The sequence below is a fragment of the Vibrio halioticoli NBRC 102217 genome (genome assembly GCF_000496695.1).
In the GTDB taxonomy this organism is placed as follows: Bacteria; Pseudomonadota; Gammaproteobacteria; order Enterobacterales; family Vibrionaceae; genus Vibrio; species Vibrio halioticoli.
This window is the reverse complement of sequence record NZ_BAUJ01000004.1, coordinates 44,031-56,445: the sequence shown is the minus strand read 5'-3', so window position 1 is coordinate 56,445 and position 12,415 is coordinate 44,031. Positions and strand designations below refer to the sequence as shown.

Here is a 12,415-nt window from a genome sequence, read left to right as displayed (position 1 = left end):
CCATATGCTTTATGCGGTTATTGCGTTTCTAAAAGCAAAAATGCACAGCTCAAAGAGCTGTGCTATCTATTTGTTCTTTAAGGGGCAATCGGGTTGCCCCTTCCATCGACGACTAATGAACGCTTCCATGTTCATCAATATTCACTTGTTCTGACCCTGCGTTTTGCAGCATCTTATTCAGGTTACGTAGCGAGTGCAGATGCAGGTAAACCAGCTCCAAACCATCTGAATTAAACAGCTGAGATAGGTCTTCTTGCTGCAACGCTTTTAGATTCTCTTTATTGATCACTTTAAAGCCTGTTAGGGTGCGCTCTTCGCCTGTCGGCAGAGTAAATTTCGCGCCCATATCTTCAAACAAATCAAGCTCTGCGAGTTTCTTGCAAAAGGCTTGTGTACGTTGATAGTGGCTTTGATAATCTTGTAGGAAGCTCAGCACTTTTGTTAAGTATTGAGTCTGCTCGCCATCGCCATCAAACAGACGTTCGCCTTGGTTTTCTTTATTACAGCCAGAGTAAGACTCGTCCAAACATAAAGTAAGAGTTTCGCCCTCATCAGTGCTGGCAAACACAAACGGATAACGACGAACAAACGCAGGGACGTATTTAGCCACCCATTGCCCTTGATCGTTGACGTATAAGTTTTGATCTTGCTTGATCCCCATAATCACCACAGGGAGTACTTGATCGCCTTCTCCCGCAAACACAATGGCATAGTCTTGCGCGGCATGTGGAAACTCAGCCGCCATCAGTGGTACTGAGTTGACGTTTTTTGCGAAATCATAGTTATTTTCAGCCTTAATCGACCAATCTTGATGACGCTTTTTGTTAACCGCTTCGACCTGTCCATAAATCAATAATTGAGTAGCCACATTGAACTCCTTTTCATCGGTAAAATACTTCTTCTCTCAGCACGCCTTGCCGTTATGAACGAACACTTTCTCTAGGTTGAGAAAATAGCCTGTTGAAAGAAAATTTTGTTGAGCTAAAACTGCTTATTTAAGCGATTTACTTACGCTAAATAATGACCGCTCAACCTAGTACAACATCAACCTAGAAATCTCTAGGTCCTCATCTAGAACACTTAAATCTGTTGGTACCTCTTTTCCTTGCAGCGTGTTGTTTATCTGCTGCAGATCAAACTCTGTCAGCGTGCCTACGGCTCGTTTGAGTCGTAAGTGGTTATAAAGATAGTCATAACGAGCAGCGGAATATTCGGTGCGGGCAATAAATAAATCGCGAACCGCATCTAACACAGTAATACTGGTCGCCACACCTGATTCAAAAGATTGTTCTTTAAAATCCACTGCCGATTCATACGCTTCTACTGATTTTTTCAGTGCTTCAACTTTACTAATTGAGCTGGTTACACCAGTAAAGGCATCGTGCGTTTCACGTGAGGTTTGACGCCAAGTTTGCTCTAGCTCGTTACGCGATTTATGGTAAAGAGACTCGGTTTCTCGAACTCGAGATGACACTGAGCCGCCGGCATAGATTGGGATTTTAAGACGTAGCATTACGTCAGCGGTTTCTATCTCACTTTTCCCATCAAACAAGGTGCCGTTGACTTCGGTAATGTTGTAATTGGCCACTAAATCAAGCTCAGGATAATGCCCACCTTTTTGGCTGCGGATATCTTCACGCGCCGCCTCAAGGGCACTTTGTTTTGCAATAATAGAAGGATTATTTTTTTGCGCGCTGGTTAGCCAACTTTCCACTTGAAAAGGATCAGGCTTGACTAATATCAGCTCTTCTCCAAGCGTTGCCATATTTGGCGGAATATAGCCGGTAATTTCATACAAACCTTGCAACGAATCTCGCAGTGAGTTTCCTACTTCAATTTTACGCGCCTGCGCTTGCAGCAATCGAGCTTCGGCATCCAATGCATCTGTTTTACGAGCAAGACCATTCGCAGCTTGGGTTTTTACAAATTCGTTTACTTGCTCTAACGATTTCACTTCGGCGTTGATGCCTAAGTAGGTGTCACGTCTTTTTAACACGCTAAAATAAGCAGTAGCCACTCGCAGCATTAACTCTTGTCGCACCCCTTCTAGCTCAGCAGCTACCCCTTTCACATCTTGTTTTGCTTGCGAAAAAGCAGCCCAATTGCTGTAGCTGTATATCGATTGAGTAAGAGAGAGGTTCAGCTCATTGGTTGGGTAATCCGTTGAATCCCGCGAAGAGAGAATCGGATTATCTGTGCTGATTATTTTTTGATAAGTCTGAGTATGACTCAGCTCTAGATCTAAGGTAGGAAGTAGAAAAGCCAGTGCTTGATCGTACACTTCTCTATCTGCGTCATGCTGGGCAATACCTGCACGATAAATAGGATCGTGTTCCAACGCTTGTTGGTACATATCAAGCAAGTTCTCTGCACTCACACTTGAGGCCAAAGCCCCAAGCGTAACTACGCTGAGGAGTTTCCTAATCATTTAATCCATCCCTGCATCTAAATGAGCATTTTATCTGTCTATGATTATGTAAATGCTCGCTCTTCTATGAGCAAACTTGATTTACTTCTCTACGAAGTATATGCAGGTTTTACAAAATCACACAAAAAATAATACTTATTATTAACACTTAGAAATACCCTTACAGAAACAAGGAATTAGTTATTCTTTGTTTGTAGCGCATAACAGGTAAAATCGACTAACTAATTGATTACAGATAGGATAAAGCAGGGATAAGAGTTGATCTGACAATAAAGTAAAAGAGTTCAAATTTTTTAGAATATCTTATGACAAAACAGAAAATACATTATTAAATCCTAGCGGCATTCCTTAACCGACACGGTTTCTTATTCTTCAATATTGCATAACCATTAGATTTGAAAACTTATGTAGTTTGCTGATGATCAAAATGAATTTCTACACGTCGTCCATCTGACAGCGTTTCATTTTTATAATACCAACCATATTGTTTGATCAATCGGTCAGTCAATTGCAAGCCAAGACCAAACCCTAAGTCATGTTGGTTATCATTATCTGAATAATTATGATTGGTAATAAGTAAGCTTTGTTGTTTTTGTTCAATAACAACATCACCTTCATAAGTATGTTGAAAGGCATTACGAATAATATTGGTAATCACGATTCGTCCCAAGCCTGGCGGTATACTTAGCATTGTAGAATCATGGCTTATGCTGACGTTAACGCTCTTACCTTCCAGTAAATAGCGCAACTCAGATTGAATTTGAAACACCAAATCACCTAATACAATCGATTCTTCAGCAAGCTGTTTGTGTTCTTGACGATTTAGCCACAGCAAGGTTTCAGTTAGATCTGTCATAGTAAAGGAAGCACGGCGGATTCTATCTAATACTTGCAGCTGTTTATCCGTATTGATACCTCGCTCAATCATTTTTTGTAGCAATTCAGCATTACTACGAGTTACTGCAATGGGCGTGCGCAGTTCATGGCTGGCATAACCTAAAAATTCTTTTTCGCGGGTGACGCTTTCTTGTACTGAATTCAAGCTAGATTCAATGATCTCTGCCAACACATTAAGCTCACTGTATTGAAAGTTGGGCGTGGGTTCGTTTTTCTGCTTTTTGTCCAACCTTTTTGCCCAGTTACGCAGCTGACGAACAGGCTCTGACACCTGCTTAAGCATGATAAGCAATATCACACCAAATAAGGTAATTGCCGCTAACGCAAACAGTAAGATATAAAGAAATTTAGGACGTTCTTCAGCTAAGGAACGCTTTACATCGCCATCATCAAAAGAGATAGAAATATAACGAAGCTTACCATCACGTTCCAACTTCATTAAAAAATCTCGAACAGTGGGGACTTTTAAGATAGGAATGCCATCAATTTTCTTAGCTAACTTACCGTTTTCTAGATGGACATCTTTAAAGCGGTTTTGTATTAATTCAGGTAAATCTTGCCAGCGTGTTGCAATCGTCATCTCTTGCACTTGATAAGGCTTACCATCTTCTGCATCAAATTCGAACGCTTCCGAGCGCATGAAGGTGGTTAATGAAGTATCCAATCCATAAAAGAAATAATTCACCGCTACCGTAGACATGCCCGCCACCAGCAATGTGCCGGATAAAAACATGGCAACGGCAACATACAATCTTAGGCTAGCACGAATTTTCATAGGTTAGTTGCTCTCTCGTCGAAGCGCAAAACCTTGCCCAGTGACAGTATGAATCAGTTTATGGTCCGACTGGCTATCTACCGCTTTTCTAAGATTAAACATGTGCACTTTTAAGCTATTGCTGTCTGGCTGATCATCACCCCACACTACTTGCATTAGTTTTTCACGCTTAATCACATTCGGTGTTTTTCGCATTAAAGCGGCCAGTATTTTAAAACCGGTTGGAGACAACTTTAAGCTCTTCCCTGCTCGAGTCGCCGTTTCTGCTTTAAGGTCGAGCTCTAAGTCGTCCACGGTGAGTTTATTGACTTCGCCACTGCGACGACGTGACAATACTTGTATGCGCGCCACTAATTCTTCTAACGCAAACGGCTTCACCAGATAATCATCCGCGCCACTGGAAAAGCCTTTCAGTTTGTCATCCAGAGTATCGCGAGCAGTGAGCATTAGAATGGGTATATCGTAGCCTTGCGCTCGCAGGTTTGAGCATACTTCTAGGCCATCCATTTTGGGCAAATTTAAGTCTAGAATGACCGCATCATAATGATTCTCTTTAATCATATTCAGGCCAGATAAACCATTGGTCGCGTAGTCACAAGAGATAGAGTCCAACTCTAAATAATCAATAACTGCTGTCGCCAGATCCAAATCGTCCTCGACTAACAACAACTGACAATGTTCTAAACCCATAGTGACCCGCTTACCTTTTATAATTTGTAGAGAAATGCACTGCTAGGGAATTTATCCCAGCATACATAGCATTAACTTAACTCTAAACTGGTTAATCCTAGGTTAAGGCTAAAAAACATGCGCCTCAAGGCGAATCCAAGATTATATATAAGATATGGGAGGGTAGATTCTGCTCCGGCTAGTTTCAGGTAGAAACTCAGCGGAGCACTATATTGAAGAGTTGGCGATTACTGTTTTAGAGAAAACAAATACACCTAAGTATGGCTATTTCAGCTTGTGATTAGTGACGCACCACAACAACGGGATGATCTTCAAGTTGGATAACTTGCGAATTAACATTAAACACATCTTGAATCAGTTGTTGGTCGATGATTTTTTTCGGTTCGCCATAAATAAACAGCTGACCATCATGTAATGCCGCCACTTTATGCGAGTATTGAATAGCTAGGTTTAAATCATGCACCACCATCAATACGCAAGCGTTATTATCTACTGTATAGCTTCTCACGTATTCCAGCAGTTTTAACTGGTTACTCATGTCTAATGCTGAGGTTGGCTCATCAAGAATCAGCACTTTCGGCTGATTGATCACCGCTTGCGCTAGGCCAACCATTTGGCTTTCACCGCCAGAGAGTTCAGTACACAGTTTGTTGGCAAGATGAATGATGCCCACTTGCTCTAACAAAGCTAAGGCTTTTTCGGCGCTGTGCGCTCGGGTAAAAAGTGAGCTGACACCCACATGCATGGTCGTAATTAAAAGCTCTACCACAGTGATACTGGCTGAGATCCTATGATCTTGCGGTAAATAACCAATATCGCCTAAAACTAACGGCTTATCATCAAGAGTCACAGACTTGGGATTTAAGCGAATCAGCTTGGTCATTTGCTTTAGTAGCGTTGACTTGCCTGCCCCGTTTTTACCAATAAGTGAAACCATTTCTCCTGAATGAATTTCCGGAATACTCAGATCATTTAAAATTGTGTTGCCAGCAAAAGATACGGATATATTGCTAATTTTAAGTCCCATTAAAATCTGCCGCCCTTTTTGATGATTAAGTAAATAAAGAATGGAACACCAATGATTGACATCATTACCGTTAACGGAAGAATTTGCCCCGGCATAATCGATTTACTGGCAATGGAAGCCACTTCAAGTAATACCGCGCCAAGAAGTGCGGATGCCGGCAAGAAATAGCGTTGATCTTCGCCCAATATCATTCGTGCAATATGCGGGGCGACTAAACCCACAAAACCCACCGCACCAACAAAGGCCACTGATATTGAGGTGATTAATGACACTAACAGCAAGGTCTTGTTGCGCAGGCGATTCACATTGATACCCATAGACTCTGCGCGCTCTTGACCAATTTTAAGTGATGATAGCTTCCATGAATCTTTCATCATAATCACTAGCACAGTTGGGATTAAAATGGCTAACACAATGATTTTTTGCCAACTGCCTCTATCTAACGAGCCCATTTGCCAAAAGACCAATGTTTGCAATTGAGTCTCTGACGCTGAGTACTGCATCATGGTCAGCATACCGTCGTATGCAAACATGATGGCCACCCCGAATAACATCACACCTTCAATTGAAATACGTTTCATTGATGAAATGCCCGCAATCAAAAGCGTTGTTAATAAACACATAATGAATGCCATCGTCGCAATTTGATATTCCACGGGAATAAACGGCACCGCCACAATATTCATGATCACCAGTGCCGCGCCAAAGCCTGCCGCCGCAGAAACACCAAAGGTATATGGGTCAGCCAGTGAGTTGTTCAGTGTGGTTTGCATCTGCGCGCCCGCAAGTGCCAGTGCTGCGCCAACAAATGGCGCCATCAGAGACATCGGCATGCGAATATCCCAGATGATGATTTGTGTGGCTAAATCGCTATTCTTTGGATAAAAAATACCATTAAGCACTTGTGATAACGTTAGGCCCTGCGAGCCAATCAATATATCGGCCACCAGAAAAACGATGCTGAGTATAAAAAACACGCCCAACATGGTGACTTTCTTTCGCTCTCGAGTGCGGTGAAATGCCAAGGCACTTTCCGCCTCACTTCCTATACTCGGCGGCGCCGTTTTCTGTCGTGGGTTCACTATTGTATAACCTTAAAATTGTCTTGGCCGAAGATGCCAGTCACGGTGCGGTTAGCTAATGTTTGATTCATCTCTTCAAACGTCTGCTCAGGATCTAAATTCTTGAATTGCTCTGGATAAAACCATTTTGCGAAATACTCTAAAGCCACAAGATTGTATGGAGAGTTATAAAACGGCATATAGATAGAGTAGACCTGTTTGTTCTGATACGCAGGAGTCGGTCTCATCCATGTGCGTTGCAACAGCTTATTCGTTGCCGATATGATGGCGTCTTCATTTGGGTTATAGCCAAGTGGGATCCCCGCTTTAGGATCGCCATTTTTATCCACCCAACCTGTTGTTTGCATGATGTAGATATCAGGCTGAGCAATGATGAGGCTTTCCGCTGACATGTTCCCAGAAAACGCACCTTTTAATGGCTTATCCGCAATATTGACCGCCTTTAAAAATGGAACGTAATCACCCATGTTACCGGCAGCAAATGTTTCACAACATGATTCACGTTTACCCGCAGAGCGCTCAATAAACACCTTTTTATTTAGTTCGCTGGCGGGCACTTTAGCAAGACCGGCTAACAAGTTATCTAAGTGTTTCTGATAGTAAGCTGCAAACTTCTGACCTTGTTCATGACGCCCTACCGCTGTCGCTACACTCGTTACAGACTGCACCGTATTTTTAAGCGGGTTTTCACGAAAATCCACCACTAACACTTGAATGCCAGCTCGCTCTAACTTATCAAACAAACCTTCTTCTTCTGCCAATTTCACATTCACGATATCAACAATAAATAAATCAGGCTTGTCCTTCATTTGGATAAAACGCTCAGCATCAAACTCACCCGATTTAATTTTGCCGAGTTGCGTTAAATCTTTAAGTTTTGGGTAATCTTTAACATAGCTAGCATACATACTCGGCGCAGAAGTACGCATATCATCACGCCACGCCACTAAATGCGCAGCCGCTTCTTGTTGGTAAACGATGTCTAATAGCGGAAAAACTCGACCGGTTGAAATAGCAATATTCTTCGGTTCATGATCGATAGTGATAGTTCGTCCTGCAACATCAGTGACGGTAACAGGAAACGTATCAGCAAAAGCTACTGGAGAAGAAAGTAGGCACGCCAAACCAGTAAGTAATAGGCGCTTAACAATAGAGTTTTTCATAATGATTTGCATTCGCTTTGGGTGACAGTTTGGGAATGATAATCACTTTCAATTAAGTTGTAAACAATTGTAACCACGTGACACAGATCAACCAATGATTGCAGTATTTGAATAAATCACAGATCTCTACTGCATATTGATTAAGTAAGTAGCTTAGACCGACAATAAATGCCTTAAGAAGAATAGTTTAATAATGAGTTCAAAAACGCGATTTGAATGATAACGACGAGCAAGAAAACTATTTTTATAACAATAAGTTACAATGTAGAGAAACGTAAATTTGCGCGAACACTCACACAACTAAAAGGGAAATCACTAATCACTAGTCGCCCTAAAATATTCTGATATGCTTGCAAAATCTAGTTGCAAATCGAACTGCTTAGCACTCTCATTTAGTTAGAATTACATCGTATTCAACAAGCTATTATTTGACGTATTTTTCAGAAACCCATTACTGTTTAAAGGGCATTATATGAACACTTCAGTTTTAAAAGTTTCAATCCTATCTTTATTTGTCTTGTTTGCCGGACAAGTATCGGCAAAAGCACTCAACATCCCAACCCACGCACCTTACATCGCACTTAGTCAAAACTTAGACGAACCCAACGGATACGGTTTTTGCTTAGACACATTCGGCCGCGGCTATTCAGAACTGATGCACACCCACACCTGTAAGCCGCCATCAAAAGATAAAGACGCACCAAGAAACAACTCAAGCAACGACGCTAGATTTGAATACGACACCCAAACCAAACAAATCCGTTCTTACGCCTACGAAAACCAATGCATGCAAGTGCTACTAGCAACCGGAAAATCAGAATTCGCCCTACTAGAATGTAGCGACCACCCACACCAAAAGTTTGATTACAATAAAGAAGACAAAACCATCAGATTAGATGTGGATCAAAACCGCTGTCTATCTATAGACACCAAAACCATTAAAGCTGGTCCTTGGGTTAAGCGTACTTTGAAGTTGACTGAATGTGATAAAACAGAGGATTCGTTGAAGCAGTGGGATGTTGTGGCGAGTTAGGGAGATTGTAGTTAAGAACGATGGTAATTTAAAAATAGATTCCTACTCTATCAGAACTACCCTCTAGATGAGCTTTTATTCAACCCTAGTTCGATGGTAAACGGCGAGCTTTCTCGCCGCTGGTTAATTAGTCTTGAAGGTGAGTTGAAAAGGTATTAAATGAATCAGCCTTTATAAACTTTGCGGGATTCTCAAGGTTATGACCTACTTTATCTTTCGACAAAGCCTCAAAGTGGGCAATACCGCAGTTGATTTTGGCTTGTTCTGACGCTCGCAAGTCGTCAGAGAAAATACTGGACTTGGTTTCTACAACAAAGTACAGCTGATCACCCATGCCATCTTCTTTATCAATTAAGACTGCCCAATCAGGGTTGTAGCTACCCAGAGGCGTATCAATTTTGAACCAACTCGGGAGTTTCGCATAAAGCTTCACATCAGAAGACGTTTCTAATTTTTCAGCAAACTCGAACTCTGTATCCGAATCACAAATGATGTAATCATAAACAGACTTATTGGCCTCAACCATATTCTTAAGATAGCCCGTTAGCTCCTCCTCTTGGAAAAGCTCTTGCGCATAATATTCATCATCACCGATACGCTGATAAGAGATACCATCTACAATTGCCAAGCGCATTTGCTTGCGAATCACCTCACCTGTTAGCTCAATAAAGCGCTGCGGGTTGTTCTTAAACGCTTCAAGCTTATCACCTAACCCCAGCAAGATTTGCACTACCGTCTTGCGCGTCAAGTTAGTGTGAGACTCTAAGTAAGTCACCACGTCAGGCAATTGGTAGTTTCTGTTCTGATAGGTGTAAGTTTTAGACTCTTCATCATGGGGCGAAAGTGCCGATTCGGTAATAGCTACCTTGGCTTTCTTATACTCGAACTTCGCACTGGCAACAGCAACTGACGCTCGGATTTCTTTGATGCACTTTTCAACTAGCTCACCAACATTAAAGTCGACGCGATAAGTTGTTTTGTACTTAATGCGATCCCAAAGCGCTTTGAAATCTTCGCCAAGTACAATTTGCTTACCATTATCTTCACGCAGTGACGCTGTTTTCTTCTCTTCATGCTTCTTAATACTAAGACCTTTCGAAACCTTGGCTAAGGTCGCTATGATAGCCTCAGAATGCGCTTGCACGCTATCAGGGAGACTCACAGAGTTATCAGCTAAGTCTGTCTTCAAAGCATCTAGAATCTTACCATTCTTATCTATGTAGCCCTTGTCTTGCAAATGTGTGAAGATCTCCTCCGATTTTTGAGCACCAAGAAACTCCTTCTCACCCATTGTGGCGTAATCGTCAGAATTGATAACAATATTGGCAAACTGGTGTTTCTCTACCGCGCCAAATTTGATGCCTTCTTCTTGCTCGATCTCTTTCTGTAATTCTGCAACAAACTGCTCGTACGACTCATTCGCCATGACAGTTAGCGTATTCACTTCAAAACCGTACGGTACACGCTCGCCTGATTGGTCAACAGCCAAGCGTAAACCACGCCCAATTTCTTGGCGTTTCTTCATAACTGATGCCGTTTCGTTCAGCGTACAGATCTGGAATACATTCGGGTTGTCCCAACCTTCTTTCAGAGCAGAGTGGCTAAAAATAAAGCGAAGTTTTTCATCAATTGACAGTAGCTTTTCTTTATCCTTCATGATCAGGTTGTACGCTGATTCTGCGTTCTTACCGTTCATGCTTGCAGCCGTCTCTTTAAGATCAATTAAAACAGCATTGCCAGACGCGTCTTTCTTCTTGTCTTGAGCGAAGTAACCGTTATGGACTGAGCTTGCCAACTCCTTCATTGCCTGTTCATTTGGCACAAACTTACCAGAACTATCTTGATCCCAAACTGACGGGTACAAAACACGATACTTTGGTTTACGAAGTTGCGCAGCAAACTCTTCTTCAAACCATAATGCGAACTTACCTTGTGTAGGTACCCCCTCTTTAGTGTAGCCACGGTAATTAGCCACTTTATCAATAAAGAACAAACTCAGTACTTTGATTCCTTTCTGACTCATTACTTTTGAATGATCCATTGGGTCAACACCTGTTGTTATCTTTTTAAAGAACTTAAGCTCTTTCTCTAGGTGCTCTTCGACAGTTTTAGCAACTTGCAAACGCTTGTAAGTGTCTAAGTCAACTTCACCAATGGACTGACCTAAATCGATAATGTCGTCACGACTGGTGAAGTCGATATACTCATTACCCTCTTCACAGTAAATGTCATTGACCACATAGCCTTCATAAACCGTGCGACCATTAGTGGCTTCAAACAAGTCTGTACCACTTTTGACGGTAATAGTCTTACGTGGCTGCAATTTTCCTGTCTTAGTTTGTAAATCAACCTCAACCTTCGCCGTAATTGGCGACTTTTTGTTATCGACACTAATCAGCTTGATATATGCCTGGTTGTGGTTATTTTGTACTTCGATTGAAGCTACTTCAATTTGCTTGACCAACTTACGCTCATAAGCATCAATCGAATCTAGCTTGTAGAGCATATTGAGGTTTTCAGTCAGCGTTGCTGAATAGCGAAACGTACACAGCGGATTTAAGTTCTCGATTGCCTTTTTACGAGTAGGCGTCGAAACAGAAGTCTGAGGTTCATCAATGAGCACTACTGGCCTTGTCGCTTGTATGAACTCAATTGGTTTCATTCCACTTAAGCGATCATCAGCTTGGTTAATTAATCTTCGAGCCTTCTTAGACTTTGCCGTTGATTTATCATCAAAAGCTTCACTAAATGCGTCAATGTTGATGACCATAATCTGAATATAATCATTAGTGGCAAAGTTTCTCACCTGCTCACGCTTCGACGAATCATAAACAAAGTAGTCATATTGAACGTTCTTGTATTCTTTTCTGAAATGCTCTTCGGTCATTTGCAGAGATTTATACACACCTTCTTTGATGGCTACAGATGGTACTACGATTATGAACTTAGTCAGTCCATATCGCTGATTCAGCTCAAACGCACTGCGCAAGTATACGTAGGTCTTACCCGTACCCGTTTCCATCTCTATGGTAAAATCAAGGCTAGGTAGCGCTTGTTTTGACGTTTCCGTTTGCGGTAAGCCGTTCTCTAGTTGTACCTTGCGTGTGTTCTCGTAGAGCTCCTCTGGCAACAAAGTCAGCGCATTCGCTACACCAATGCCATCGTTCTTCTCAAACATGTCCGCTTGCACAGCAGACGATACCGAAAAGTTTGATTGAAAGGTTTCTTGACCTTCAAATACCCTCGCTACCGCTTCAATGGCATCACGTTGATGAACGAGGTTGGGGTTAAATTTGATCTTCATTTCAGACATCATTTCC

The 12,415-nt window shown here is 41.9% G+C and carries 9 protein-coding genes; 1 reads left to right on the top strand and 8 read right to left on the bottom strand.

What is annotated here, in order from left to right; all coding sequences use genetic code 11:
* Positions 1-112: 112 nt before the first annotated feature.
* The 7 genes from VHA01S_RS01925 to VHA01S_RS01895 all read right to left on the bottom strand — a co-directional run bounded on the left by VHA01S_RS01925 (position 113) and on the right by VHA01S_RS01895 (position 8,062).
* Positions 113-868, bottom strand: coding sequence for a SapC family protein (locus tag VHA01S_RS01925; protein WP_023402661.1), 756 nt, complete (start codon positions 866-868; stop codon positions 113-115).
* A 165-nt stretch (positions 869-1,033) separates the two neighbouring features.
* Positions 1,034-2,428 (bottom strand): TolC family outer membrane protein, encoded by a 1,395-nt coding sequence (locus VHA01S_RS01920; protein WP_023402660.1) that lies wholly within the window; start codon positions 2,426-2,428, stop codon positions 1,034-1,036.
* 403 nt (positions 2,429-2,831) lie between these two features.
* On the bottom strand, positions 2,832-4,100 hold the full coding sequence (locus tag VHA01S_RS01915; protein ID WP_023402659.1) for a sensor histidine kinase: 1,269 nt from the start codon (positions 4,098-4,100) through the stop codon (positions 2,832-2,834).
* Positions 4,101-4,103: 3 nt separating this feature from the next.
* Positions 4,104-4,790, bottom strand: a complete 687-nt coding sequence (locus tag VHA01S_RS01910) for a response regulator transcription factor (RefSeq protein ID WP_023402658.1) — start codon at positions 4,788-4,790, stop codon at positions 4,104-4,106.
* Between the two features lie 280 nt (positions 4,791-5,070).
* Positions 5,071-5,817 (bottom strand): ABC transporter ATP-binding protein, encoded by a 747-nt coding sequence (locus VHA01S_RS01905; protein ID WP_023402657.1) that lies wholly within the window; start codon positions 5,815-5,817, stop codon positions 5,071-5,073.
* Positions 5,817-6,899: a FecCD family ABC transporter permease gene (locus tag VHA01S_RS01900; RefSeq protein ID WP_240432730.1), complete on the bottom strand. Its 1,083-nt coding sequence runs from the start codon at positions 6,897-6,899 to the stop codon at positions 5,817-5,819. Before VHA01S_RS01900 ends, VHA01S_RS01905 begins: the two co-directional genes overlap by 1 nt.
* On the bottom strand, positions 6,899-8,062 hold the full coding sequence (locus tag VHA01S_RS01895) for a TroA family protein (RefSeq protein WP_039969992.1): 1,164 nt from the start codon (positions 8,060-8,062) through the stop codon (positions 6,899-6,901). The genes VHA01S_RS01900 and VHA01S_RS01895 overlap by 1 nt, the downstream gene beginning before the upstream one ends.
* Positions 8,063-8,534: 472 nt before the next feature.
* On the opposite strand from VHA01S_RS01895, the gene VHA01S_RS01890 reads away from it, so the two are divergent.
* Entirely contained in the window at positions 8,535-9,095 is a 561-nt protein-coding gene (locus tag VHA01S_RS01890) for a ricin-type beta-trefoil lectin domain protein (RefSeq protein ID WP_023402654.1), read from the top strand.
* A 127-nt stretch (positions 9,096-9,222) separates the two neighbouring features.
* Here VHA01S_RS01890 and VHA01S_RS01885 read toward each other — a convergent pair whose 3' ends face one another.
* Positions 9,223-12,399 (bottom strand): type III restriction-modification system endonuclease, encoded by a 3,177-nt coding sequence (locus tag VHA01S_RS01885; protein ID WP_039969991.1) that lies wholly within the window; start codon positions 12,397-12,399, stop codon positions 9,223-9,225.
* Positions 12,400-12,415: the final 16 nt, after the last annotated feature.